Genomic DNA, 24,243 nt, shown 5'->3' with positions numbered 1-24,243 from the left:
TCGTTTCGGCCGGTCAGGCCTGGCCGACCTCGAACCGCACGAAGCGCGTCACCTCGATGCCGGCCTCGGCCAGCACCTGCTTGACGGTTTTCTTGTTGTCGCTGACCGAGGGCTGCTCGATGAGGACGAAGTCCTTGAAGAAGGAGTTCACCCGGCCCTCGACGATCTTCGGCAGGGCCGCGTCGGGCTTGCCCTCCTCGCGGGCCGTCTCCTCGGCGATGCGCCGCTCGGACTCGACGACCTCGGCCGGAACCTCGTCGCGGGTGAGGTACTTCGGCCGCATCGCGGCGATCTGCATCGCCACGCCGCGGGCGTCCGCGACGGCCGCCTCATCGGTCTTGCCGGTGAACTCGACCGCGACGCCGACCTGCGGCGGCAGGTCCGGGCTCTTGCGGTGCATGTAGACGGCGACCTGCTCGCCCAGCACGGCGATGCGGTTCACGACGAGCTTCTCGCCGATGCGGGCCGACTCGGCCTGGATCAGGTCGGCCACCGTGGTGTCGCCGAGCTTCGAGCCCAGCAGCGCGTCCACGTCGGCCGGCTTGACCGCGTCGACCTGCTCCGCCAGCTTCTGGCCGAGCTCGACGAAGGCCTCGTTCTTGGCGACGAAGTCGGTCTCACAGTTGATCTCGACCAGCCCGGTGGCGTGGTGCGCGACCAGGCCGTTGGCGGTGGTGCGCCCGGCCCGCTTGCCCACGTCCTTGGCGCCCTTGATGCGCAGCAGCTCGACGGCCTTGTCGAAGTCGCCCTCGGCCTCCTCGAGCGCCTTCTTGCAGTCCATCATGCCGGAGCCGGTCAGTTCGCGGAGTCGCTTGACGTCCGCGGCGGTGAAGTTGGACATGACTCTCTCTCGCTCTGTGAATTACGCCTGGGCAGTTACGCCTGGGGGTTCTCTTCGGCGGCGGGAGCGGCGGGAGCGGCCGGAGCAGCCGGAGCAGCCGGAGCGGCCTCGGTCGCCTTGGCGCCCTCGAGCAGTTCGCGCTCCCACTCGGCGAGCGGCTCGTCGCCGGCCACGACGCCCGGCTCGGGCTTCTGGTCGGCGCGGGTCGCGCGCCCGGAGCGAGCGATCAGCCCGTCGGCGACCGCGTCGGCGACCACGCGGGTCAGCAGCGCCGCGGAGCGGATGGCGTCGTCGTTGCCGGGGATCGGGAAGTCGACCTCGTCCGGGTCACAGTTGGTGTCGAGCACGGCGATCACCGGGATGCCCAGCTTGCGCGCCTCGTCGACGGCGATGTGCTCCTTCTTGGTGTCGATCACCCAGATCGCCGACGGCAGCTTCTGCATGTCCCGCAGGCCGCCCAGCGTGCGGCTGAGCTTGGTCTGCTCGCGGGAGAGCTGCAGGGTCTCCTTCTTGGTGTACCCCTGCGCGGTCCCCGTCAGGTCGAGGCTCTCGAGCTCCTTCATCCGCTGCAGCCGCTTGTAGACCGTCTGGAAGTTGGTCAGCATGCCGCCGAGCCAGCGGTGGTTGACGTACGGCTGCCCCACGCGCGTCGCCTGCTCGGCGATCGCCTCCTGGGCCTGCTTCTTGGTGCCGACGAACAGCACCGAGCCGCCCTCGGCCACCGTGTTGCGGATGTAGTCGTACGCCTTCTCGATGTAGTCGAGCGTCTGGCGCAGGTCGATGATGTAGATGCCATTGCGCTCGGTGAAGATGAAGCGCTTCATCTTCGGGTTCCAGCGGCGGGTCTGGTGTCCGAAGTGCACGCCGCTCTCGAGCAGCTGGCGCATGGTCACGGCCATGTTTGCGGGATCCCTTCGATCCTGGTTGTCACGGCGGGCCGGTCGGCCCACCGTCCTGGCGCCTGGTCGTCGGCCGTCTCAACCCTCGGCGCACGCCGCAGTCGTCTGCCGGCGTGCCTATCGGGACCAGGGCGGCCGCCGCCCTTGGAAACTCACCCGGCGCAAGAGAACGGTGCGACCGGGCTAGGGAGGGCGCGCGAGGTCGACCGCACGGTGTGCGGTCGCCGGGGGAAAGTGTACGCGCCGCGGCCCGGCAACCTCGAATCCCCCCGGTCCCGTGTTGTTTGCGGGGGTTTGTCGTGATCGCCGCGCCTACGGAGGGTGACGGCGGCCGCCTCCGTCGGTCAGCGGCCGCCGTCTCGTCAGGAGGCCGCCAGGCCGGCGGAGACGAACAGGAGCAGCGCGACCGGCAGGTAGACCAGCGGCGTGCGCAGCCACGCCCGAGCACCGGGCGCCGCCGCGGCCGCCCCGCCGATGAGCCCGTACAGCCCGAGCGCGAACATCGGCAGCGCCGGGATCATGAAGATGCCGGACAGGGTCGCCCCCACCAGCACCTCCTTCGCGGTCATCGCGTTGACGAACAGGCGCAGCACCGGCACCTCGAACAGGATCGTCGCCAGCACGAGCACGACCGCCAGCCCGGGCCGCTTGCTGCGGTACACCGCGCCGCCCGGCTCGGGCTGCCCGCCGCCGTACTGCTGCTGGGGCGCCTGCTGCTGGGGCACCGGAACCGCCGCGGTCAGCGCGGTGGGCGCCACGAACGCGCTCGGCGGCGCGCCGGTCGGCCCGCTCGACACCGGCGCGGTGGTACCCGCACCGAGGCCGGCGCCCGACGTGGGCATGCCCTGCGCCGCGGCGAGCCCGGGGATCGGCGCGCCGGACGACGAGAGCGCGGAGCCCCCGCCCGGTCCGCCGAGCCCACCGGCGCCGGCTCCGCTCGTGGCGGCCAGTCCGCTGGTGGCGCTCGGCCCGCTCGTGGTGCTCAGTCCGCTCGGGGCTGCGGGGCTGTTCCCGGCGCCGAGGCCGCTCGGGCCCACGCCGAGGGCGCCACCCGAGGCGCCGGTCGACGTCGCCCCGCCGGACACCGGCCGCTGCAGCGCCGCGCGGTCGAGCGCCTCGGACCGCCGCGACCGCCCGCCGAACTCGCCCGAAAGGTCACCACTCGCGTCACCACCCCGGCCCGCGCCGGCCGGTGCACCGAACTGCCCGCCCTGGCTGTCGCCGTAGCCGGAAGTCTCCGCCGCGTACCCCCGGCTCCCGCTGCGCGGCTCCGGCACCCGGTACCCGTCGTCGTACTCCCGCTCGTCCGCGTACCGCGTCGGCGTGTACCCGCGGTCCTCAGCGGGGTATCCGCGGTCCTCGCCGCCGTAGCCCCGGTCGTCGCCGCCGTACCCGCGGTCCTCGCCGTACCCCCGGTCGTCGTCACGGCCGCGCGGGTCACGGGCCCGCTCGTCCCAGTCCCGATCCCGGTCCCGGTCCCGCTCGTCACGCATCCGGTCGTCCCGGCGGTCGTCGTACCCGCGATCGTCGTACCCACGGTCGTCCGGGTACCAGCGGGAATCCGCCTCCGGTCCCGGGGTGAAGTTCCGGCGTCCATCCACGGCACGTCACGGTAGGCCCTCGACATGATCCTCGCCACCCGGCAAAGGTCCGTGTAATCTGCGTCGCTGCCCAGCAACACCTCCCCATCCCCATCCGCTCGTTTCGTTGGCCGTTCTCCCCCGCAAGTTCACCCCCAGCGCGGGTCCGGCCCTACGCACGCGGCGCGGCGCCGACCGCGGCGCTCGCCCGGCGGCGACCTGCTCCCCCTAGCCCGTACGGTCCGACGCGGGCCGCTCGCGGCTGGCGAACTCGGCCCCACCGGCGAGCCGATCGCCCAGCGACTCCTCCCGGCCCAGCGCCCGGCGACCGTGATCGACCGACCACTCCCGCCGGTGCACACGGTCCGGCACCCGGCGACCGTGATCGACCGACCGCTCCCGCCGGTGCACGCGGTCCGGCACCCGGCGACCGCGCAGGCCAGAGCCCGCACGCTCGCGATCGACCGACCGCTCCCGCCCGTCGTGCACGCGGTCCGGCACCCGGCGGCCGCGCAGGCCAGAGCCCGCACGCTCGCGATCGACCGACCGCTCCCGCCAGGGCGCCCAGCCGCGGCCCGGACCGGCTCGGCCCGCTGCGGCTGGGGCTCGCCCACCTGCGTCCGGCCACGCGGGGCGCCGCGGACTGCGGGAGCGACGGGCCCGGGCCGCATACTCGGGGGGTGACTGACGCCACGCGTGACCACCTCGTCGCCCGCATGCGCCCGTTCGGCACCACCATCTTCGCGGAGATGTCGGCGCTGGCCGTGCGCACCGGATCCGTCAACCTCGGGCAGGGCTTCCCCGACACCGACGGTCCCGCCGCGATGCTGGAGGCCGCCGCCGCGGCGATCCACGGAGGCCGCAACCAGTACCCGCCGGGCCCCGGCGTCCCCGAGCTGCGCACCGCAGTCGCCGCCCACCAGCGGGCGTTCTGGGGCCTCGACTACGAGCCCGACGGCGAGATCCTGGTGACCGCCGGCGCCACCGAGGCGATCGCCGCCAGCATCCTCGCGCTGTGCGAGCCGGGCGACGAGGTCGTCTGCTTCGAGCCCTACTACGACTCGTACGCCGCCTCGATCGCCCTCGCCGGAGCCGTCCGCCGCCCGGTGACGCTGCGGGTCGCCGACGGCAGGTACGCATTCGACCCCGACGAGCTGCGCGCCGCTTTCGGCCCGCGGACCCGGCTGGTGCTGCTCAACTCGCCGCACAACCCGACCGGCAAGGTCTTCACCGCCGACGAGCTCGCCCAGATCGCCGCGCTGTGCGTGGAGTTCGACGCGTTCGCCGTCACCGACGAGGTCTACGAGCACCTGGTGTTCAGCGACGCCTCCGCGCCGCACGTGCCGCTGGCCGGGCTGCCGGGCATGCGGGAGCGAACCGTGCAGATCTCCTCCGCCGGCAAGACGTTCTCGTGCACCGGGTGGAAGATCGGCTGGGTGTGCGGCCCCCGTCCCCTGGTGTCGGCCGTCACGCGGGTCAAGCAGTTCCTGACGTACGTCAACGCCGGCCCCCTGCAGCCCGCCGTCGCGATGGCGTTGGCCTCGCCATCGTCGTACTACCAGGAGTTCCGCGACGACCTGCAGCGCAAGCGTGACCGCCTGTGCAAGGGCCTGGCGGAGGCGGGGTTCGCCGTGCTGCAGCCCGAGGGCACGTACTTTGTCACCGCCGACATCACGCCCCTGGGCGGCACCGACGGGGTGGAGTTCTGCCTGTCGTTGCCGGAACGCTGTGGTGTCGTCGCGGTACCGACGCAGGTCTTCTATGACGACGCCGAGGCCGGCCGGCGGCTCGTGCGCTTCGCCTTCTGCAAGCGCGACGAGGTGCTCGACGAGGCGGTCGTCCGGCTGCAGCGGCTCTGACGCGTTCACCGGTCCTCCTCGTCGACCGGTCCGCGCGGTTCGCGGCGCAGCCGGTACCCGTCCACGCCCGACACCACGAACCCCAGCTCCTCCAGCAGCGGCAGCGCGCGCCGGGCGTCGCGGCCGCTCACCCCGGCCGTGGCCGCGATCTGCTCCGCCGCCATGGCCCGGCGGGGGCGCACGGCGTCGAGAATCCGCGCCTGCAGCGGGTCCAGGACGTCCTCGGGCCGCCCGGCGCCCTGGATCGGGTCGGCCAGCTCCCCCACCGCGCCTACCTCCTCGATGATCTCCTCGACCCGGGTCACCAGCACCGTGCCCGGCTGGCGCAGCTCCAGGTGACAGCCGACCGACATCGCCGAGTTGATCGGCCCGGGCACCACCATCGCGGCGCGCTGGAGCAGCCGCGCGTACCCGAGCGTGTTGCGCGCCCCGCTGCGCGAACCGGCCTCGATCACCACGGTGCCCCTGGTCGCGGCGGCGATGACCCGGTTGCGGGTCAGGAACCGCGTCTTGTGCGGCATCGTCCCCGGCGCCCACTCGGTCAGCAGCAGCCCGTCGGCGCCGATCTGCTCCAGCACCGCCGCGTTGGCCGCCGGGTACGCCCGCTCGATCCCGCACGGCAGCACCGCCACCGTCGGCCCGCCCGCGACCAGGGCGCCGCGGTGCGCGGTCACGTCGACGCCGAGCGCGCCACCGGACACGACCGTCCACCCCCGCTCCGCCAGCCCGAAGGCGAACTCCGAGGCGACATATCCGCCGTACCCCGTGATCGCCCTCGCCCCGACCACCGACACCGACCGCTCCAGCGCCTCGTCCAGCCGCAGCGGACCGCGCAGCCAGACGCACATGGGCGGGTCCGTGTCCCTCCGCAGGACGTTGCCCTCGCGGCTGGCCCGTACCAGCTCGTCGAGCGCTTGCGGCCACTCGGTGTCGGCGGCGGTGACGATCCGCGCACCGCTGCGCTCCGCCTGCTCCGCCATCTGCTCGGCCACCTGCGCACCCGGGTCCGCCGCGTCGAGCACGCCGGCGCTGCGCAGCCTGGCCTGCACGGCCCCGGCCAGCTGCGCCGAGATGCCGAACCCGCCGATCACCCGGGCCAGCGCCTCCTGCGCCCCGACCGAGCGGACCAGCACGCCGAGCTCCCTGCTACCGGGCTCAACGAGCGTGCCCAGCGCCATCTGCGACACCCGCTCCTCGTTCATCGGGCCGTCCTCGATCGCATCTCGAGCGCCTCCCGCACGTCCGCCGCCTCGGGCCGCTGGCGCCCGTCGAGGTCGGCGATCGTCCAGGCAACTCGCACGGATCGTTCGAACCCGCGGGCCGACAGGCGGCCCCGATCCATCTCGACCGTCAGCGGGCGCAGGATCTGGCGGGATAGCCGGAACCGCTTGTCCCGCAGCATCGCCCCGGAAACGTCCCCGTTGGTCCTGGCGCTCGCGCCCCATCGTTCGGTGGCCGCCTGCCGCGCCATCATCACCCGCTTGGCGATCACGGAGGACGGCTCGACGTGCTCCGTGTTCAGCAGCGCCGCCGAGCGGACCGGATCGAGATCGACCTGAAGATCGACCCGATCCATCAGCGGTCCGGACAGCCTGGCCTGATATCGCCGCCGGATGATCGACGGACATTGGCACATCTGCCGACCGCCCGGCTTCGCGCACGGGCAGGGGTTGGCCGCCATCACGAGCTGGGCCTGCGCTGGGTAAACGGTCTCACCGTATGTACGCCGAAGCCGAACCTCGCCCTGCTCCAGCGGTTGGCGCAGGGCGTCCAGCACGCCGGATGCAAATTCCGCGCACTCGTCGAGGAAGAGGACCCCATGGTGCGCAAGGCTGATGGCGCCCGGCTTGGCCAGCCCTGAGCCCCCGCCGACGAGCGCGGAAACCGAAGCCGTGTGGTGTGGAGCCTGGATCGGCGCGCGCCGTATCAATGCACCGGTAGGGGCCAGGGTGCCGGCAATCGAATGCAGGGCCGTGACCTCGATGGCCTCCTGATCGCACAGCGGCGGAAGCACGCCGGGCAATCGGGCCGCGAGCATCGTTTTTCCGGCTCCGGGCGGACCGAACATCGCGACATGATGACGACCCGCGGCTGCGAGCTCGATGACCCGCCGGCCGCGCTCCTGACCCAGGACGTCGGCGAGATCGAGTGGGGGAGGCTCAGGCGGAGGACCTTCGAGGACCGGATCGAGCAGGTTCTCCGAGCCGTAGAGGTAACCGAGGATCCGGCCCAGGCAGTCGGCGGCTCGGACCTCGATGTCGGGGACCAGGCGCGCCTCCGTGATGTTGGCCTGCGGTACCACGGCGAAACCGACCCCCGCCCGGCTGGCGGCCAGGACGGCCGGCAGGACTCCGCGCACCGGGCGGATCGTGCCGTCCAGCCCCAGCTCGCCGAGGACGACCGCGTCGGCGAGCCGGCCGATCGGGAGGTCCGCACCCGCCGCCAGCACGGCGATCGCCACGGCGGTGTCGAACCCGGAACCGTGCTTGCGCACATGGGCGGGGAGCAGGTTGACGGTGATGCGCTGCTGCGGCCAGTACGCGCCGGAGTTGTGCACGGCGGCGCGCACGCGGTCGCGGGCCTCGCTGAGCGCGGCGTCGGGCAGTCCGGACACGACCAGGCTGGGCAGGCCCGGCGCCACGTCAGCCTCGACGACGATCACCTCGCCGGCCACGCCGTGCAGGGCGACGGAGCGGACCATGGCGTACCCCATCAGAACGCCCCGCGCAGGTGCTGGACGGCCACGGATCGGCCCACGAGCACGCTGATGACGTCGAAGCGCACCCGTTCGCAGCGCTCGCCGCTGTCGGCCAGCCACATCCGGGCCAGGGTCCGCAGGCGGCGGACCTTCGCCGGGACGAGCGCCTCGACGGGCTGTCCGTAGCGGGTGCTGCGGCGGGTCTTGACCTCCACGAACACCAGGTCGCCGCCGTCCCGGGCGACCACGTCGAGTTCCCCGGCCCTGCTGCGCCAGTTGCGGTCGAGCAGCACGAGCCCTTGCGACACGAGGTACCGGCAGGCGATGCGTTCGCCGAAGGCGCCGACGATCTGGTTGCGGTTCGTCATGCGGGCGACTCTGACCGGCCGGAGCGATCAATGCGGCGCGACGGAGATCAACATGTGGATAACCGAGGGCTTGTGGATAAATTCGGACAGGTTATTTGACTTTGGTATGTAGCGGGGTCGCGGCGCAGGCCAGCCCTGGTGTGGCCATTACCGGGCCTCGGCTCAAAAATTTCTGCGCCAGTGCTGATGGACGAGATCTTGGCCGTACGCCGGCTTGCGTTCCTCGCTGTCGAGCACGAACCCGGCGCGCTGGTAGAGGCGGCGCGCCTCGACGAGGATGTCGTGCGTGAACAGGACCATGTCGGCATAACCGATGCTCTGGGCGAACCGGACGCACTCGTCGACCAGCCGACCACCCACGCCCATCCCCCGAGCCTTGGGCTCGACCAGCAGGAGCCGGAGTTTCGCGGTGGTACCGCGGGCAAGCCCGGCCGCCGGCCCCGGCCCCTCGGCGGCATCGCCCGGGTCCGCGCGGACGCAGAAGATCGATCCGACCGGCTCGCCGTCCACCTCGGCGATCCAGCCGCGGTCCCAGTGCGGATCGCGCGACTCCGCGTAGTCCGCGACGATGCGCGCGACAAGCCCCTCGAACTCGTCGTTCCAGCCGTACTCGGCCGCGTACAGCGCGCCGTGGCGCTGCACGACCCAACCCAGGTCGCCGGGCCCGGGCGGGCGCAGCACCACCGTGCGCCCGGACGTCGCGCCACCGTGCGCGGCGGCGCCCGCCCCGGCTCCGGCCCCCGCGCGGACGCCGGACGCGGTCGGGCCGGCGCTAGTGAGGATCGACTCGATCGCGCCCATGGCGCCGACGAGCCGCCGCTGGTCCCCTTCCGTGGCGGCGCCCAGCAGCACTCCCGCTTGCGCGTCCGAGCGCCGGTCCAGCTCGGCCTGGGCGGTCCGGCCGGCGTCGGTGAGCCGGATCCGCTGCTTGCGGGCGTCCGCGTCCGAGCGCTCGCGCACGACCAGCCCGTCGGCCTCGAAGCGGCCGAGGATCCTGCTCAGGTAGCCCGCGTCCATGTCCAGTCCCTGCCGCAGGCCGGCCACCTCGAGCGCGGGCACGGGCGCGTTGGCCAGCTCGTACAGCACCCGCGCTTCGGCGAGCGAATAGGGCGAGTCGAGCAGCCCGGCCCGCAGCACCCCGATGAGATTCGTGTAGAAGCGGTTGAACCGGCGAAACGCGGCGACCGTCTCGATAGTCATAGTTGACATCGTCATGCGATCGCTTGACTCTGTCAACGATTCTCCGGAAAGCCGCACGACGTGGCGTCGTAACTGCCGGGAAACGCAGCGTCGTCAGGCTTGCCCCATGTCGCTACGTCACGTAATCGTCGAACTGCCCGACCGCCCCGGCTCCCTGGGCCAGGTGACCACGTTGCTCGGCCGCCTGGGCGTGGACATCCGCCAGATGCGCGTGCTGGGCCGCGACGGCGCCGTGGCAACGGACGAGTTCTTGGTCAGCGTTCCGGGCGTGGTGATTGACCGGACCCTGCCGGAGCTGCTGGAGGAGATTCAGGGCGTGCGCGTGGTGGCGATGGAGCCGGTCAATAGCGATAGCGGGATAGCGGGCGCTATCGTGACCGTATGACCGCTCCTGTCGACAAGCTCGTGGCGTTGCTCGAGACACTTCCGGCCGACGCTCGCCAGGAGCTCACCGTCTGGCTGCTCAACCGAACCGTCCCGGTCGGCCAAAGCGCCCTGCTGACCAGCCCCGAGCTGCGCGGGCGCAACCTCATGGACGCCCCGGACCTGAGCCAGGCGGCCAGCCACGGCGCGCTCGGCGGCTCACTGCCGGCGGGCGAGGAGAGCCAGCTCGTGACGTTCCGCCTGCCTGCGGAGCGGCACGCCGAGCTGCGCGCCTGGTGCACCGAGCACGGCTTCACCATGGCCGCGGTGGTACGCGGGCTGATCGAGCGGTTCCTCGAAGAGCAGCAGCGCCGTTGACGCGCCCGACGCGACGCGGCGCACCCGCGCCCGGCAGCCGGTCCGGTCGCGATGACGTCGAGCCCGCCGTCAAGTCGCGGGGGCCCGGCTCCGCCTCCGCGCGGCCCGACAAGGCGGACGTGGCTGGGGAGTCCGCGGCATCACCTGACGAGCCGGCCGTGCCTGCGCGGCCCCGCGATGCAGATGACCACAACGGAGTGCCCGGACGACCTGACGAGCCGTCCGTGCCTGTGCGGCCGCGCGATGCAGATGACCACAACGGAGTGCCCGGACGAGCCGATGCCGCGGACCGGCCAGGCGAGACTCGGGGCACCGGCCCCACGCCGGCTGGCGAGCCCATCGTGCCCGCGCGGTTGCCGGACATCGACGCGACCAGACGTCCGAACGAGTCGTCGCGGGGCGCGGCGGATACCGACGGGCTCCCGCATCCCGAGGGTCGGCTCCCCCGCGTTGGGGTCGACGCGTCCGCGCGGGGCGGGCGCGCTGGCGCCGGCGTCGAGGAGCCACCGCGCGGCGACGACGCGGCCGAGGGCGGCAGCGGCGGTCGCCCGGGGGCGCGCAAGGCCGGGCGGCCGGGGGCGCGCAAGGCCGGGCGGCCCGCCTCACGTGGTGACGCGACGCAGCGGGCCGGCGGCGGGGCCGCGCGGACTGCCGGGCGCGGAAGCGCGGACGCGGCCGTCGCCGGCACGGCCGAGATGCACGAACGGCTGCCCACGGCCATGCGAGACGCCGTGGACGACTTCGCGCGGTACCTCGCGGCGGAGCGCAACCGCTCCGTGCACACGGTGCGGGCGTACGTCGGCGACGTCGTCTCCCTGCTGGATCACGCGGCGAGCGAGGGCGCGGACGCGCCGGCGGACCTGACGCTCACGGTGTTGCGGGGCTGGCTCGCGCGGAGGCGGGCGGCCGGCGATGCCAGGACGAGCCTGGCCCGGCACGCGGCGTCCGCGCGCACATTCACCGCCTGGGCGAAGCGGGAGGGGCTGATCGAGGCCGACCCGGGGCAGCGGCTGGCCAGCCCGAAGGCGCACCGGGACCTGCCTACCGTCCTGCGCGCGGACCAGGCCGAGAAGCTGGTGACCTCGCCGGCCGGGCGCCTGGACGCGGTCGGGCTGCGCGACCGGGCGGTGCTGGAGCTGCTGTACGGCACGGGGATCCGCGTCAGCGAGCTCTGCGGGCTGGACCTCGGCGACGTGGACCGGATGCGGCGCGTCGTGCGGGTGGTGGGCAAGGGCGACAAGGAGCGCTCGGTGCCGTACGGCCTGCCCGCCGACCAGGCGGTGACCGAGTGGCTGCGGCACGGGCGACCGGCGCTGGAGGGGCCGCAGAGCGGGACGGCGCTGCTGCTCGGGGCGCGCGGGGGCCGGCTGCAGCCGGGGGCCGCGCGGCGGATCGTGGACGGGTACGCACGCGCGGCCGGGCTGCCGCACACATCGCCGCACGATCTGCGGCACTCGGCCGCCACGCACCTGCTCGAAGGGGGTGCGGACCTGCGCTCGGTGCAGGAACTGCTCGGTCATGCCTCGCTGTCGAGCACGCAGATCTACACCCACGTGTCGATCGAGCGGCTGCGCGCCGCGTACGAGCAGGCGCATCCGCGCGCGTAGCCCCGCATCCGGGCAAGCAGCCCGGCACGGAGGCATGCGAGCCACGGACGCAAAGACGCGCACGCGAGCCACCGGCGCGGACGCGCGCCGAGCCACGGGCGCGAGGACGCGTACGCGAGGACCGCGGACGCGAGGACGCGCACGCGTGGACCGCGGACGCGAGGACGCGCACGCGTGGACCGCGGACGCGAGGACGCGCACGCGTGGACCGCGGACGCGAGGACGCGCACGCGTGGACCGCGGACGCGAGGACGCGCACGCGAGGACGCGCACGCGAGGACCGCGGACGCGAGGACCGCGGACGCGAGGACGCGCACGCGAGGACCGCGGACGCGAGGACGCGCACGCGAGGACGCGCACGCGAGGACCGCGGACGCGAGGACGCGCACGCGAGGACGCGGACGCAGTAGAGAGTGCAAAGGGGCGGGTGAGAGGGCGGCAACCAGGCGCGGGAGCGCCCAACGGGCCCTAAGATCGTGGATATGACCCAGGCCGCGCAAGCCGCGCTGTGACGGGACGGTAGCGCCCGACATGTCCGCTCCCGAGCCGCTGCCCGGCGCCCGGCTGCTGTTCTCCGCCGACGCGACCGTCGCGCATCTCAATCACGGGGCGTTCGGCATGGTGCCGATCGCGGTGCAGCGGGCCCAACAGCGGCTCCGGGACGAGATGGAGGGCAATCCCCACCGGTTCTTCTCGGTCGGGATCGAGGAGCGCATCGCGCACGTCCGGCGGCATCTCGCGGCGTTCGTGGGGGCCGATCCGGACGGTACCGCGCTGGTCGAGAACGCCTCCACCGGCACGTCGATCGTGCTCGGCAGCGTGCCCTTCGAGGCCGAGGACGAGATCCTGACGACCGATCACGGGTACGGCGCCGTGGACCTCGCCGTGGCGGCCACCTGCCGGCGAACCGGGGCCGTCCATCGCGTCGTGCGGGTACCGATGGCGCCCGATGACGCGGAAGTCACCGCGGCCGTGCGGGAGGCGATCACGCCGCGCACCCGGCTGGTCATCGTGGATTCCGTCACGGCCGCGACCGCGCGCGTGCTGCCGGTGCGGCGGATCGTCCAAGCGGTGCGCGAGCAGTGCGGCGACCGCGCGGCGGTCCACGTCGACGCGGCGCACGCGCCGGGCATCCTGGACGAGCCCGTGGCACAGCTGGGGGCGGATTTCTGGGTCGGCAACCTCCACAAGTGGGCGTTCGCGCCGCGCGGGACGGCGCTGCTGAGCGTCGCACCGGCGTGGCGGGATCGGATCCGGTCGCTGGTGCTGTCGTGGTCGGAGGGCGCGGGGTTCCCGGGCAGCCTGGAGTGGGTGGGGGCGCACGACTACACGCCATGGCTGGCCGCGCCCACCGGGCTGTTCGTGCTGCGATCGCTGGGCATCGAGACGGTGCGGCGGCACAACGCGGCGCTGGCGGAGTACGGGCAGCGGGTCGTGGCCGGCGCGCTCGGCGCCGAGGTGCCGGCCACGACCGGGCTGCCGATGACGGTGGTGCCGCTGGCCCCGGCCGTGTCCGGCGAGCCCGGCGCGGTCGCGGCGCTGCGCCGCCGGATCGCGGACGAGCTGGGCGTCGAGGTCGGGCTCACCGGCTGGCGCGGGCGCGCGCTGCTGCGGCTGTCGGCGCAGGTGTACAACCGCCCCGAGGACTACCAGCGCCTCGCCGAAGGCCTACCCAAGCTGCTCACCCGCTAGGTCGCGGAGACTAGGTCGCGGAAGACGGGTACAACCGGACGCGAACGGGGCGCAGCAGGCTGAGCGGGTCGAGGTACACCCCCTTCTCGGTCTTCAGACCCCAGTGCAGGCACGCGTCACCCGGGCACCCGGGATGGCCCGGTCTCAGCCGCCCCAACGGCGTCCCGGGCGACACCGCCTGCCCCGCCACCACCGTGGCCGTCACCGGCTCGTAGGTGGTGCGCACCCCGTCCGCATGCTCCACGCTCACCACCGGCCGCCCGCCGACCATCCCGGCGAAGATCACCGTGCCGGCCCCGGCGCTGCGCACGAGCTGACCGGGCACGCCGGCCAGGTCGACGCCCCGGTGGCCGGAGGAGTACCGGTCCGACGGTGGCTCGAACGGCCGGGTCACGGTCACCGGCCCGTCCAGCGGGGCCTCGTAACGGCTCTCAGGCGCCTGCTGAGCGGCCGCCGGCGGCGGAGGCGTGGGCGGGTCGGCCGGGGCCGGAGGCGAGGCGAAGGCGGCGCCGAATGCGGCCACGGCGGCACTGGCGGCGGCAAGGGCGGAGGCGGCGAGCGTGAGCAAACGGCGAGCCAGGGTCTTCAACATGCCGGGGAGCGTGGCCCAAACCGGCGAACCCGGCAAACGCGATCATGGCTATTCTGTGGATAACTGGGTGCTTGTGGATAACCCGCGAAGTGCCGCGATTTCTGCTATAAGCACCGGACACAACGGGAGGGAACCGGCATGAACGCATTGAAGGCGGCCTTGGTCATCATCGGCCTGATCGTGGTCGGGATGGTCGCCTGGGGGCTGGTCAAGCTGGTTTTCGGCCTCATCGGGTACCTGATCGTCGGGGCGCTTGTCGTGGGCGGCGCCTGGTACCTGTACACCCGCCTCAGCCGGCCGATGCGGACCCGGCGCTGACCGAAAATTTCTCGGCCGGGCCCGCGATCATGTCCGGCCGGGTCAGCCGCCGAAGCCGTTGTCGGGCAGCGAGATGTCGGGCTTCTCGAGCTCCTCGACGTTGACGTCCTTGAAGGTCATGACCCGCACGTTCTTCACGAACCGGGCGGGCCGGTACATGTCCCAGACCCAGGCGTCGTGCATCTCGACCTCGAAGTAGACCTCGCCGTCCGAGTTGCGCACGTGCAGATCGACCTGGTTCGCCAGGTAGAAGCGGCGCTCGGTCTCCACCACGTAGGAGAACTGGCGGACGATGTCGCGGTACTCCCGGTAGAGCTGCAGCTCCATCTCGGTTTCGTACTTCTCGAGATCTTCGGCGCTCATCGCGGTCCGCCTTCCATAGCCACATTGTCGCCCACTTGCGCCGGAACCCGTGCGGCGTCGCCGGGCGCCACGCCGACGTTACCGCGCCTCTGGCCCGGCCGTCCCACCGCCGCGACGTTCGCGTACGAGAAACGGTGCTCGGGGCAAGGGCCGTGCGCGACGAGGGCCGCGCCGTGGTCCGGGGTCGCATAACCTTTGTGCTCGTCGAAGCCGTACTCGGGGTACGACTCGTGCAATTGCTCCATGATCCGATCTCGCGTGACCTTCGCCACCACGCTGGCCGCCGCGACGCACGCGGCGACCTGATCGCCCTTCCACACGGCGAGGCCAGGGATGCCGAGGCCGTCGACCTTGAAGCCGTCGGTCAGCGCGTACTCCGGCCGCACCGACAGGCCCGCGAGGGCGCGGCGCATGCCGGCGAGGTTGCACACGTGCAGGCCGCGGCGGTCGATCTCGCCGGGCGGGATGATCACTGCGTTCCACGCCTCCGCGCGGCGCACCACCTGCTCGTAGATACGCTCCCGCGCGGCCGCGGTCAGCAGCTTGGAGTCGTTGAGTTCGTCGATCTCGCCGCGGCGTCCGGGCGGCAGGATGACGGCGGCCACGACGAGGGGCCCCGCACAGGCCCCACGGCCCGCCTCGTCGGCGCCGGCGACCCGGGTGAAGCCCCGCCGCTGCAGGGCCCGCTCCAGGGCCCACAGGCCCGCTGCGCGGTGCACGACGGTGCGCGGGGGCGCGAGCATGCTCAGCCCACCTCCCGCAGCAGGGTGGCGAGGTCGGCGGGGTAGAACCGCTCCCCCGTCGCGTCCAGGTCGCCGACGGACCACCAGCGGGCCTCGTCGACGGAGTCCGCCTCGTAGTCGACGAGGCGGGACAGATCGACCGTGAACGCCTCCGCGCGCACCACGAAGAACGACTGCTCCTGGCTGTACCACCGGCCGTCGAACGGGAACTCGACGCGGTCGGTGCGCACCGGGCCCGCGAGGTCGCCCGGGGCGATGCGCAGCCCCGTCTCCTCGTAGACCTCGCGCACGGCCGCGTCGGCGAGCGTCTCGCCCGGCTCCAGGCCGCCGCCGACGGTGAACCAGTACTGGTGCTCGGGGCGGGCCGGGTCGCATCCGCGCAGCAGCAGCACGCGCCCGGACGGGTCGAGCAGCAGCACGCGGGCCGCTCTGCGGTCAATCTCTGCCGCCGCCTCCGTCATACGACGAGCCTACGGCGTCCTCACCGCGTCGCGGGATCCGGCACCTTCTCGAAGGTGTCCGGCACACCGAGCCATTTCGCGCGCGAGAAGGGCCAGAAGACCACGAAGGCGCGGCCGATGACATTGTCCTCGGCGATCGTGGCCTGGTTCGTATCCTTCGTGCGGATGAAGTTGTACCGCGAGTCGCCCGACCGCGATCGATGGTCACCCATCACCCACAGGCGACCCTTGGGCACCGTGACGTCGAACTGCTCCTCGCTCGGCAGGTCCTGCAGCCCGTCCGGATTGGCGTAGATGTAGGTCTCGTCCAGCGGCGTGCCGTTTACCGTGATCCGCTGCTTGTCGTCGCAGCACACCACGTGGTCGCCGCCGACCGCGATGACCCGCTTGATGAAGTCCTCTTCGGACGGGTCGTTGCGCCACGAGTCCGGCGCCTTGAAGACGATGACCTCGCCGCGGTGGGGAGAACGGAAGTCGTACACCAGCTTGTTGACGAGGACCCGGTCGTGAATCAGCAGGGTGTTCTCCATGGACTCCGACGGGATGTAGAAGGTCTGGAGTACGAAGGCCCGCACCACGACGGCGACGATGATCGCCACGCCCAGCAAAACCGGCAATTCGCGCCAGAAGGTGTTGGGCTTCTTGGTCTGCTCGTCAATCACGCCCTGAAGGGTACGTGTTCGTTACCATCGGCGACGCCTCAACCGCTCCTGACGCGCCGAACGGGCCGAAAGCGTGAGGGAAACCGCGATCGGGGCAAGCACGATGTCTGGGACCAGCGGGGCGTTCGGTGCGCGATGGACGATCGGCCCCGGGGGCCCCAGAGCCGCCGGCTTCGGGACGTTCTTGAACGTATCGGGCACCGGCAGCCAGCCCCAGCGGCTGCTCGGCCACAGGATCACGAAGGCGCGGCCGATCACGTTGTCGATCGGCACCTGGCCCTGGCAGCGCGAATCCTGGGAGACGCCGCGATGGTCGCCCATCACCCACATCTGGCCTGGCTGCACCTTGATCGGGCCGAAGCGGCGCGCGGTGCACTGCTTCGGGTTGGGGGCGGCGTCCAGCGGCGAGTCCTCGTAGAGGTACGAGGACTCATCGAGCGGGTAGCCGTTGACCGTGACCCGGCCGTCGACGTCGCAGCAGGCCACGGTGTCGCCCGGCAGGCCGATGACCCGCTTGATGAAGTCCTTCTCGCCGGGTTGTGAGAAGCCCACGAGATCCCCGACGGTACGGCCGAGCTCCGCGAAGAACCCGGCGTCCTTGTCGATCTGGTTCTCCGGCGCCCACGTGTCGGGTCCGGTGAAGACCACGACCTCGCCGCGCTCGGGCTCCCGCACGTCGTAGAGGACCTTGTTGACCAGCACCCGGTCGCCGACGAGGAGGGTCTCCTCCATCGAGCCCGACGGGATGAAGAACGCCTGCACCAGGAAGGTGCGGATGAGCACGGCAAGGCAGAAGGCGACGATCAGCAGCAGCGGCAGCTCCTGCCACAGCGGCATGTTCTTGCGCTTGCGGCGGACCTTGCTGCGCCACGTCGACACCGAATCGTCGTCGTTGCCGCGCGCGCGGGCGCGGGCGCCGGAGCCCGATCCGAGGGAGCGCTCGCCCCGGTCATAGCTGCGTTCGTACCGCTCACCGCGGTCCCGGCGGTCGCCGTACCCGGACTGGTCGTAGCCGCCCTCGTCCTCGAAAGCGCGGTCGCGCACCAGCGGCGGCTCGTCCTCCCAGCGGCCCCGGCGCGAGCCGTACGGGTCGTCCCAGGCCCGGCTGGGCCGGTTCCAGTCGCCCCGGTCGCCTCGGTCGTCGCGCCCGCGGCGGTCGGGATCCTGGCGCTCGGCCCCTCGCCGCTCGGGCACAACTTCACGCCCTGGGGTGACGTCCTGATGGCCTTGGGGGGTGTCGCGGTCACGCGACCACCCGCCGTCGTACGTGCGCTGCACCTCGGCGTTGTCCGGGCGCCCGGTCGCGGCCCAGTAGTCGTGCCCCGGGTAGCTGACGCCGCCGAAGGGATGCTGCTGCTGCCCACGCTCTTCGGCCGCCTGGTCGAAGGGGCGGTTGCGTGGGTGTACGTCGTCGGCGCGATCGTCGTAACCATCGCGGCCGTAGGGGTCGCTTGCCATCGGCGTCAGCCTAGATGGACTGGACCACTTTGGGGAGCCCGGCTCCACTTGACCGAATAACCCGATCCCGGACGCGACGAAGGGAGGAAACGCACCAGGCGCTCCTCCCCGTCGACGTTCTCGTGGACCGTACGGTCAGCTGCTGACCTTGGTCTCGCGCTTCTCCTTGATCTTGGCCTTCTTGCCACGGAGATCGCGCAGGTAGTACAGCTTGGCGCGGCGCACGTCACCGCGGGTCACGACCTCGATCCGGTCGACGGCCGGGCTGTTGACCGGGTAGGTGCGCTCGACACCAACGCCGAAACTCACCTTGCGAACCGAGAAGGTCTCCCGCAGGCCGGCGCCCTGGCGACGGATCACGACGCCCTGGAAGACCTGGACCCGGGACCGGTTGCCCTCAACGACCCGGGCGTGCACCTTGATGGTGTCGCCGGCGCGGAAGCCCGGGATATCGGTCCGCTGCGACTGTGCGTCCAGCGCGTCCAGCGTGTTCATCGCGACTGTTCCTCGTCACTCAAGGCACGCCCTACTTCCGCGGCGCGCGAGGGTCTGGTGATCATGGGTGCCCGGCGCATCCGCCCGCGGCAACCTCACTACTTTGCCACATCGACGCGCCGAACCTGAAATCAGGCCCCTTGATCGGTACCGCGGGAGCGTTCCTCCAGCGCCGCGATCAGGTCCGGGCGCCGCTCGGCGGTGCGTTGCAGGCCCTGCTCGCGCCGCCACCGGGCGATCCGGCCGTGGTCGCCCGAGCGCAGGATCTCGGGCACGTCGAGGCCGCGCCAGCTGGGCGGCTTGGTGTACATGGGCGCCTCGAGCAGCCCGTCGGCGTGCGACTCCTCCACGAGCGAGTCGGCGTTGCCCAGCACGCCCGGGAGCAGCCGCGTGACCGCCTCCAGGACCACGAGCACCGCGACCTCGCCGCCGAAGAGCACGTAGTCGCCCAGCGAGATCTCGCTCACCCGCATCCGCGCGGCGGCGTGCTCGAACACCCGCTGGTCGATGCCCTCGTACCGGCCGCAGGCGAACAGCAGGTGCTCGTCGGCGGCCAGGGCGCGCGCGGTCGCCTGGGTGAACGGGGCGCCGGCCGGGCTGGGCACGATCAGGTGCGTGTCCGGGCCGGCCAGCTCGTCCAGGGCGAGGCCCCACGGTTCCGGGCGCATGACCATGCCAGGGCCGCCACCGTACGGCGTGTCGTCCACGGTCCGGTGCACGTCGAACGTCCACTTGCGCAGGTCGTGCACGTCCAGCCGCAGCGTGCCGTTCGTGCGGGCCTTGCCGATGAGCGACAGCTCCAGCGGCGCGAGGTACTCGGGAAAGATGGTGACGACGTCGACCCTCATGCGGGCCTTCCTGAGGCCTTTGCCGGCCGGGCGAGCCCTCCTGAGGCCTTTGCCGGCCGGGCGAGCCCTCCTGAGGCCTTTGCCGGCCGGGCGAGCCCTCCTGAGGCCTTTGCCGGCCGGGCGAGCCCTCCTGAGGCCTTTGCCGGCCGGGCGAGCCTTGCGGCGGGCCTCATAGGTCGAACAGGCCTTCCGGCGGGGTGACGACGATGCGGCGCCCGGGCACGTCGACCTCGGGCACGATCTCTCGCACGAACGGCACGAGGCCGGTGCGCCCGTCGGTCAGGCGGACCACCAGCAGGTCATGCGCGGGCGCGTGGTCGATGCGCAGCAGCTCGCCCAACCGCTCCCCCGCGGCGTCGACCACGTCGAGCCCGACCAACTCGTAGTCGTTGAACTCGTCGGGGTCCTCGCTGGCCGGGATGGTGGCGCTGTCGACGCACAGAAGCACGCCGCGCATGTCCTCGGCGAGGTTGCGGTCGTAGATGCCCTCGAAGACCACCAGGAGGCGGCCCTGGTGTGGGCGTACCGATTCAATGGTGAGGGTGGGCGGGGGACGCCACGCGCCCGGAGGGACGGTCTGCAGATGCCGCACCGCCGTCGAGTCGGTCTCGAGGACCGACCCGACGGCGAAACGCTCTGCCGGCGCGTCCGTGCGCACGTCCACGACGACTTCGCCCCGGACCCCGTGCGCGCGGAAGATCTGGCCGACGACGAGCAGCATGTGTCAGTACGCGTCGACGATCTCGACGCGCACGCCGCGGCCGCCGATCGACATGATGACCTGCCGCAGCGCCTTGGCCGTGCGGCCGCCGCGCCCGATCACCGTGCCGAGGTCGTCCGGGTTGACCCGGACCTCCAGCCGCTGACCGCGACGGGAGTCGACCATGCGCACGCGGACATCGTCAGGGTTGTCGACGATGCCCTTGACCAGGTGCTCGAGCGCAGGGCGCAGCACGTCAGGCCTCCGCGCCGGCGCCGGCACCGGACTGCTCCTCCGCCTCGGCGGCCGGAGCCTCGGCCTCGGCCTTCTTCTTCGGCTCGGCGGTCTTCTTGGCCGCCTTCGGCGCGTCGGCGAGACCGGCGGCGGCCTGCGCCTCGGCCTCGTACGTCGCGCGACGGTCGGGCGCCGCCGCCCGCACCTTCAGCGGCTCGGCCGGGGCGGGCAGGCCCTTGAACTTCTGCCAGTCGCCGGTCTTGGAGAGGATGGCCTGCACGGCCTCGCTCGGCTGCGCGCCGACGGAGAGCCAGTGCTGGACGCGGTCGGAGTTGACCTCGATGCGCGAGGGCTCCTCCTTCGGGTGGTACAGCCCGACGAACTCGATCGCCCGGCCATCGCGCTTGGTGCGCGAGTCGGCGACGACGATGCGGTACTGCGGGTTGCGGATCTTGCCCATCCGCAGGAGCCGGATCTTGACGGCCACTTGGTTGCTCGCTCCTGGATCTGTTGGAAGCCGAGCGACCGCCCGGACACCGTGGGGATGGTGCCGTCGGCTGCTCTGTTGGACTGGCGCTACGCCGGGTTAGAGGGCTCGACGCACACCGGATACCAGCAAACTATTGTGCCAGACCCGCTACCGTGCGCAAAAACGACCCCGGAACCTTCCCGAATTCCGCCTCAGCGCGCCGGCGGCCTGTCCCATCCAGGCGTGAGGCCCGGAATGTCCCAGCCTGCGGGCGGCCTGAAGTCCGTCCACGTGCCGTCGAACGGGAACGCGCCCGCCTCGATCTCCTTGACGACGCGCAGGCCCTCCTCGCGCACCGCCGCCTCGTCCGCGACCCAGTAGTGCTCCGGGATGGCCAGCCGCTCGAGGAACTCCTCCTCGTCCTTCCACTCCCAGCTGCGATCGGGCGCGACGAGAATGTCGAGGTCCTCGTCGGTCACGTCGACCCCGGCCGCCCCGCCCGGGTCGCGCCAGCGCACCGCCGGCCGTTCGAGGTTGACGTACCAGCCGGTGAACTCGCCGCCGTCGTTGCGGAACCACCACACGGAGTGCGCGAGGTCGCCCGGCCGGTGCAGCTTGAGCACTCCGGGCCCGTTCCAGGTGCCGTGCCGCAGCCCGGTGCCGAGCGTGACGTACTCCGCGAACGGCATCGACCGCATCCCGCGACCGTCGCCGGACACCTCGTTGACCACGGGCGTGTCGCGGGCGATCCAGACCAGCAGGCCGCGCTCGTCATCGGACACGACGCGGGCCGGCCGCACCCACCCGATCCGCCCGCGCCGCACGTTGCGGTGCATGACCACTTCCCCGGGCGTGAAGACGACGCTCAACCGCGCTCCCTAGCTCCGTCCCGGCCCGGAGGCAGCGGGAGACGACCACTCGAACCTGCCCGGCATGCCACTGGGCGTCCGGGCGTGCGGCATTCCCACGCGCGGTCGGGCCGGCGTCGCTCGTCAGCGCGCACGGGGGCGGTCCCAGCCCTCGGCGACCCGCTCCGGGATGGCCCAGTCCTCGGGCGGCCGGAAGTCGGTCCAGGTCCCGTCGAACGGCCAGGTGCCCGCCTCGATGGCCGGCAGGACCGCGCGCCCCTGCGCCCAGACGGCCTCGGGGTCGCTCACCCAGTACGCGTCGGGGAACGCGAGGCGCTCCTCGAACTCGTCCTCGTCCTTCCAGTCCCAGCTCCGGTCGGGCCAGATCCAGATGTCCAGGTCCTGATCGGTGAGGTCGACCCCGGCCACCGCGCCGTCGTCCCACGCGACGCCGGGCTCCTCCAGGTTCACGTACCACGCCCGGAAGCCCCCGGCCGGGTCGAAGAGCCACCACACGGAGTACGCCGCCCCGCGCGGATGGAACTTCAGCGTGCCCGGCCCGCGGTACACGTCGTGGATGATCTTCTTCGGCGCCTCGATCCACTCCGCGAAGGGCATGTCGCGCGGCCCCTGACCGTCCTCGGTCACCTGCCGGATGAGTGGGCTGCCGGTCGCCAGCCATAGCCGGGTGCCCTGCTCGTCGTCGGCCACGACCCGCGTGAGCGGCGCCCAGACCAGCGTGTCGTGAGTGAAGTGCCGGTGCAGGACCGGTCTTCCGGGACGCAGCGGCACGCCTGTGATTGTATCGGCCGCACCACGCGCTCCGGAGCCCCGCCGCTCCTCCGCGTCCCCACGCCTCCGCGCCTCCGTGTCCCCGCGCCCGGCCACTCCCTCGCGCCCTCGCGCCCCCGTGCCTCCGTGTCCCCGCGCCCGGCCACTCCCGCGCGCCCTCGCGCCTTCGTGCCCCCGCGGCGCCCGGCCACTCCCGCGCGCCTCCGCGCCCCGCGTCCCGGAAGCGCGGCCACTCCCGCGCGCCTCCGCGCCCCGCGTCCCGGAAGCCCGGCCACTCCCCCGCGCCTCCGCGCCCCGCGTCCTCATGTCCCGGCGCCCGACCACCCCTCCGCGTCCCCGCGTCCCCGCGTCCCCGCGTCCCCGCGTCCCCGCGTCCCCGCGCCCCCGCGCCCCCGCGCCCCCGCGCCCCCGCGCCCCCGCGCCCCCCGCGTCAGTGTCGGCAGGTCGCGCGCACGGGCGCGGCGATGCATCCCGCGAGCCGAGCCAAACGAGGCCGAACCAGCGAACCGCGGCCCCGGACGACACGAGGGACGTGCGCGGGTGGGACGGCCGAAGGGTCAGCGGATGACGCGGCCGCGCAGGACGATGCGGCGCGGCCGCAGGAGGGTGGTGAGGTCCTTGCGGGGGTCCTCGGCGTACACGACCAGGTCCGCCAGGCCGCCCTCGACCAGGCCCGGGAAGCCGAGCCACTCGCGGGCGCCCCACGAGCCGGCGCGCAGGACCGCCTCCGGGGAGAGGCCGGCCTCGCGGTGGAGCAGGAGCATCTCCTCGGCGGCCAGGCCGTGGTTGATGCCGCCCCCGGCGTCGCTGCCCACGTAGATGGGCACGCCGGCCTCGTGGGCGGCGCGGACGACCGACGGGAAGCGGTCGCGGAGGGCGAGCATGTGGCGGGCGTACACCGGGAACTTCTCCTCGGCTTGCGCCGCGATGCCGCCGAACGTCGCGATGTTGATCATCGTGGGGACGAGGGCGGTGCCGCGGCGCGACATCTCCTCGATGTCGGCCTCGGACAGGCCGGTGCCGTGCTCCACGGAGTCCACGCCCGCGCGGACCAGGGCGGCGACCGACTCCTCGGCGAAGACATGGACGGCCACCCGGGCGCCGGCGGCGTGCGCGGACGCGACCGCGCCGGCCATCGCGGCGACGTCCCAGGCCGGGGCCAGGTCGCCCACGCCGCGGTCGATCCAGTCGCCGACTAGCTTGACCCAGCCGTTGCCCAGGCCCGCCTGGCGGGTGACCTCACCCGGCAGGTCGGCCTCGCCGACCTCGACGCCGATGTCGCGCAGGTACCGCTTCGGGGGCGCCACGTGCCGCCCCGCCCGCGCCAGCCGGGGCACGTCGTGGTCGTCGTCCAGCGACGGGTACGGGATCGGCGACCCCGCGTCGCGGATCGCCAGCACCCCGGCATCCCGGTCGACGATCGCCAGCGTCCGCGCGCCGTCGACGTCGGCCGACGGACGGCCGCCCGGCTGGATCCCGAGGTGGCAGTGGGCGTCGACCAGGCCCGGCAGGATGAAGCCCTCGTCGGCGACCGTGATCGCGCCGGCCACGGGGCTGAAGGTCACCCGGTCGCCGACCAGCCACAGGTCGCGGCGCTCGCCGGAGGGCAGCAGGGTGCCCCGCACGTGCAGCGCTGGGGCCGGCTCCGGGCCCTCCGACCGGCCATGACGCGACCGCGCGGACGCGACACCCGCCGCACCCGCACCCGCGACGCCTGCCGCGCCCGCGCCCGCGACGCCTGCCGCGCCCGCGCCCGCGACGCCTGCCGCACCCGC

Annotated in this window: 28 protein-coding genes; 6 read left to right on the top strand and 22 right to left on the bottom strand. The window is 72.9% G+C overall.

All coding sequences use genetic code 11. From position 1 onward, the window contains the following. Positions 1 to 13 precede the first annotated feature (13 nt). The 4 genes from tsf to ABD352_RS44305 form a co-directional block, all read right to left on the bottom strand. Entirely contained in the window at positions 14 to 841 is an 828-nt protein-coding gene (tsf, locus tag ABD352_RS44320) for a translation elongation factor Ts (protein WP_344618612.1), read from the bottom strand. A 35-nt stretch (positions 842 to 876) separates the two neighbouring features. Continuing rightward, positions 877 to 1,740 (bottom strand): 30S ribosomal protein S2, encoded by an 864-nt coding sequence (rpsB, locus tag ABD352_RS44315; protein WP_344618611.1) that lies wholly within the window; start codon positions 1,738 to 1,740, stop codon positions 877 to 879. Positions 1,741 to 2,102: 362 nt separating this feature from the next. Further along, complete coding sequence (locus tag ABD352_RS44310) at positions 2,103 to 3,341, bottom strand: hypothetical protein (RefSeq protein WP_344618610.1); 1,239 nt, start codon at positions 3,339 to 3,341, stop codon at positions 2,103 to 2,105. 207 nt (positions 3,342 to 3,548) lie between these two features. Next, on the bottom strand, positions 3,549 to 3,692 hold the full coding sequence (locus ABD352_RS44305) for a hypothetical protein (protein WP_344618609.1): 144 nt from the start codon (positions 3,690 to 3,692) through the stop codon (positions 3,549 to 3,551). 308 nt (positions 3,693 to 4,000) lie between these two features. On the opposite strand from ABD352_RS44305, the gene ABD352_RS44300 reads away from it, so the two are divergent. Beyond that, the gene (locus ABD352_RS44300; RefSeq protein WP_344618608.1) at positions 4,001 to 5,179 is read left to right on the top strand and encodes a pyridoxal phosphate-dependent aminotransferase; all 1,179 of its coding nucleotides are present in this window, start codon (positions 4,001 to 4,003) and stop codon (positions 5,177 to 5,179) included. Positions 5,180 to 5,184: 5 nt separating this feature from the next. On the opposite strand, the gene dprA is transcribed toward ABD352_RS44300, so the two are convergent. The 4 genes from dprA to ABD352_RS44280 form a co-directional block, all read right to left on the bottom strand. Next, positions 5,185 to 6,381: a DNA-processing protein DprA gene (gene dprA / locus ABD352_RS44295; RefSeq protein ID WP_344618607.1), complete on the bottom strand. Its 1,197-nt coding sequence runs from the start codon at positions 6,379 to 6,381 to the stop codon at positions 5,185 to 5,187. Beyond that, complete coding sequence (locus ABD352_RS44290) at positions 6,378 to 7,892, bottom strand: YifB family Mg chelatase-like AAA ATPase (RefSeq protein WP_344618822.1); 1,515 nt, start codon at positions 7,890 to 7,892, stop codon at positions 6,378 to 6,380. Before ABD352_RS44290 ends, dprA begins: the two co-directional genes overlap by 4 nt. Next, positions 7,892 to 8,245, bottom strand: coding sequence for a YraN family protein (locus ABD352_RS44285; RefSeq protein WP_344618606.1), 354 nt, complete (start codon positions 8,243 to 8,245; stop codon positions 7,892 to 7,894). The genes ABD352_RS44290 and ABD352_RS44285 overlap by 1 nt, the downstream gene beginning before the upstream one ends. Positions 8,246 to 8,407: 162 nt before the next feature. After that, the gene (locus ABD352_RS44280; protein ID WP_344618605.1) at positions 8,408 to 9,445 is read right to left on the bottom strand and encodes a GNAT family N-acetyltransferase; all 1,038 of its coding nucleotides are present in this window, start codon (positions 9,443 to 9,445) and stop codon (positions 8,408 to 8,410) included. Positions 9,446 to 9,551: 106 nt separating this feature from the next. On the opposite strand from ABD352_RS44280, the gene ABD352_RS44275 reads away from it, so the two are divergent. The 4 genes from ABD352_RS44275 (at position 9,552) to ABD352_RS44260 (ending at position 13,485) form a co-directional block, all read left to right on the top strand. After that, on the top strand, positions 9,552 to 9,830 hold the full coding sequence (locus ABD352_RS44275) for an ACT domain-containing protein (protein ID WP_344618604.1): 279 nt from the start codon (positions 9,552 to 9,554) through the stop codon (positions 9,828 to 9,830). Further along, positions 9,827 to 10,186 (top strand): hypothetical protein, encoded by a 360-nt coding sequence (locus ABD352_RS44270; protein WP_344618603.1) that lies wholly within the window; start codon positions 9,827 to 9,829, stop codon positions 10,184 to 10,186. The genes ABD352_RS44275 and ABD352_RS44270 overlap by 4 nt, the downstream gene beginning before the upstream one ends. 695 nt (positions 10,187 to 10,881) lie before the next feature. Further along, entirely contained in the window at positions 10,882 to 11,793 is a 912-nt protein-coding gene (locus ABD352_RS44265; RefSeq protein ID WP_344618821.1) for a tyrosine recombinase XerC, read from the top strand. Between the two features lie 531 nt (positions 11,794 to 12,324). Then, a complete protein-coding gene (locus ABD352_RS44260) occupies positions 12,325 to 13,485 on the top strand; it encodes an aminotransferase class V-fold PLP-dependent enzyme (RefSeq protein ID WP_344618602.1) in 1,161 nt (386 codons plus the stop codon). A 10-nt stretch (positions 13,486 to 13,495) separates the two neighbouring features. Here ABD352_RS44260 and ABD352_RS44255 read toward each other — a convergent pair whose 3' ends face one another. Continuing rightward, positions 13,496 to 14,077, bottom strand: a complete 582-nt coding sequence (locus ABD352_RS44255; RefSeq protein WP_344618601.1) for a M23 family metallopeptidase — start codon at positions 14,075 to 14,077, stop codon at positions 13,496 to 13,498. Positions 14,078 to 14,215: 138 nt separating this feature from the next. Here ABD352_RS44255 and ABD352_RS44250 point away from each other — a divergent pair, with 138 nt between their 5' ends. After that, a complete protein-coding gene (locus ABD352_RS44250; RefSeq protein ID WP_344618600.1) occupies positions 14,216 to 14,395 on the top strand; it encodes a hypothetical protein in 180 nt (59 codons plus the stop codon). 42 nt (positions 14,396 to 14,437) lie between these two features. Here ABD352_RS44250 and ABD352_RS44245 read toward each other — a convergent pair whose 3' ends face one another. The 13 genes from ABD352_RS44245 to ABD352_RS44185 all read right to left on the bottom strand — a co-directional run bounded on the left by ABD352_RS44245 (position 14,438) and on the right by ABD352_RS44185 (position 24,099). After that, a complete protein-coding gene (locus ABD352_RS44245) occupies positions 14,438 to 14,758 on the bottom strand; it encodes a DUF2469 domain-containing protein (protein WP_033357832.1) in 321 nt (106 codons plus the stop codon). Continuing rightward, on the bottom strand, positions 14,755 to 15,501 hold the full coding sequence (locus tag ABD352_RS44240) for a ribonuclease HII (protein WP_344618599.1): 747 nt from the start codon (positions 15,499 to 15,501) through the stop codon (positions 14,755 to 14,757). Before ABD352_RS44240 ends, ABD352_RS44245 begins: the two co-directional genes overlap by 4 nt. A gap of 2 nt (positions 15,502 to 15,503) precedes the next feature. Continuing rightward, positions 15,504 to 15,962 carry an NUDIX hydrolase gene (locus ABD352_RS44235; protein WP_344618598.1) on the bottom strand — a complete coding sequence of 153 codons (459 nt, stop codon included), beginning with the start codon at positions 15,960 to 15,962 and terminating at the stop codon, positions 15,504 to 15,506. Positions 15,963 to 15,982: 20 nt separating this feature from the next. Next, positions 15,983 to 16,624: a signal peptidase I gene (lepB, locus tag ABD352_RS44230; RefSeq protein WP_344618597.1), complete on the bottom strand. Its 642-nt coding sequence runs from the start codon at positions 16,622 to 16,624 to the stop codon at positions 15,983 to 15,985. A 21-nt stretch (positions 16,625 to 16,645) separates the two neighbouring features. Further along, positions 16,646 to 17,461: a signal peptidase I gene (gene lepB, locus ABD352_RS44225; protein ID WP_344618820.1), complete on the bottom strand. Its 816-nt coding sequence runs from the start codon at positions 17,459 to 17,461 to the stop codon at positions 16,646 to 16,648. A gap of 756 nt (positions 17,462 to 18,217) precedes the next feature. Continuing rightward, entirely contained in the window at positions 18,218 to 18,577 is a 360-nt protein-coding gene (gene rplS, locus ABD352_RS44220) for a 50S ribosomal protein L19 (RefSeq protein WP_344618596.1), read from the bottom strand. 131 nt (positions 18,578 to 18,708) lie between these two features. Next, positions 18,709 to 19,425, bottom strand: coding sequence for a tRNA (guanosine(37)-N1)-methyltransferase TrmD (trmD, locus tag ABD352_RS44215; RefSeq protein WP_344618595.1), 717 nt, complete (start codon positions 19,423 to 19,425; stop codon positions 18,709 to 18,711). A gap of 169 nt (positions 19,426 to 19,594) precedes the next feature. Further along, on the bottom strand, positions 19,595 to 20,143 hold the full coding sequence (rimM, locus tag ABD352_RS44210; RefSeq protein WP_344618819.1) for a ribosome maturation factor RimM: 549 nt from the start codon (positions 20,141 to 20,143) through the stop codon (positions 19,595 to 19,597). Between the two features lie 6 nt (positions 20,144 to 20,149). After that, positions 20,150 to 20,407 (bottom strand): RNA-binding protein, encoded by a 258-nt coding sequence (locus ABD352_RS44205; protein ID WP_344618594.1) that lies wholly within the window; start codon positions 20,405 to 20,407, stop codon positions 20,150 to 20,152. Next, entirely contained in the window at positions 20,382 to 20,846 is a 465-nt protein-coding gene (rpsP, locus tag ABD352_RS44200) for a 30S ribosomal protein S16 (RefSeq protein ID WP_344618593.1), read from the bottom strand. Before rpsP ends, ABD352_RS44205 begins: the two co-directional genes overlap by 26 nt. 194 nt (positions 20,847 to 21,040) lie before the next feature. Next, positions 21,041 to 21,664 (bottom strand): ribonuclease FAU-1 family protein, encoded by a 624-nt coding sequence (locus ABD352_RS44195; protein WP_344618818.1) that lies wholly within the window; start codon positions 21,662 to 21,664, stop codon positions 21,041 to 21,043. Positions 21,665 to 21,820: 156 nt separating this feature from the next. Beyond that, a complete protein-coding gene (locus ABD352_RS44190) occupies positions 21,821 to 22,468 on the bottom strand; it encodes a ribonuclease FAU-1 family protein (RefSeq protein ID WP_344618592.1) in 648 nt (215 codons plus the stop codon). 557 nt (positions 22,469 to 23,025) lie between these two features. Then, positions 23,026 to 24,099 (bottom strand): amidohydrolase family protein, encoded by a 1,074-nt coding sequence (locus ABD352_RS44185; RefSeq protein WP_344618817.1) that lies wholly within the window; start codon positions 24,097 to 24,099, stop codon positions 23,026 to 23,028. Positions 24,100 to 24,243 lie beyond the last annotated feature (144 nt).

This window comes from Dactylosporangium salmoneum, assembly GCF_039532525.1.
Lineage (GTDB): Bacteria > Actinomycetota > Actinomycetes > Mycobacteriales > Micromonosporaceae > Dactylosporangium > Dactylosporangium salmoneum.
The sequence above is the reverse complement of the archived record's forward strand: the minus strand, read 5'-3'. Positions and strand labels throughout refer to the sequence as shown.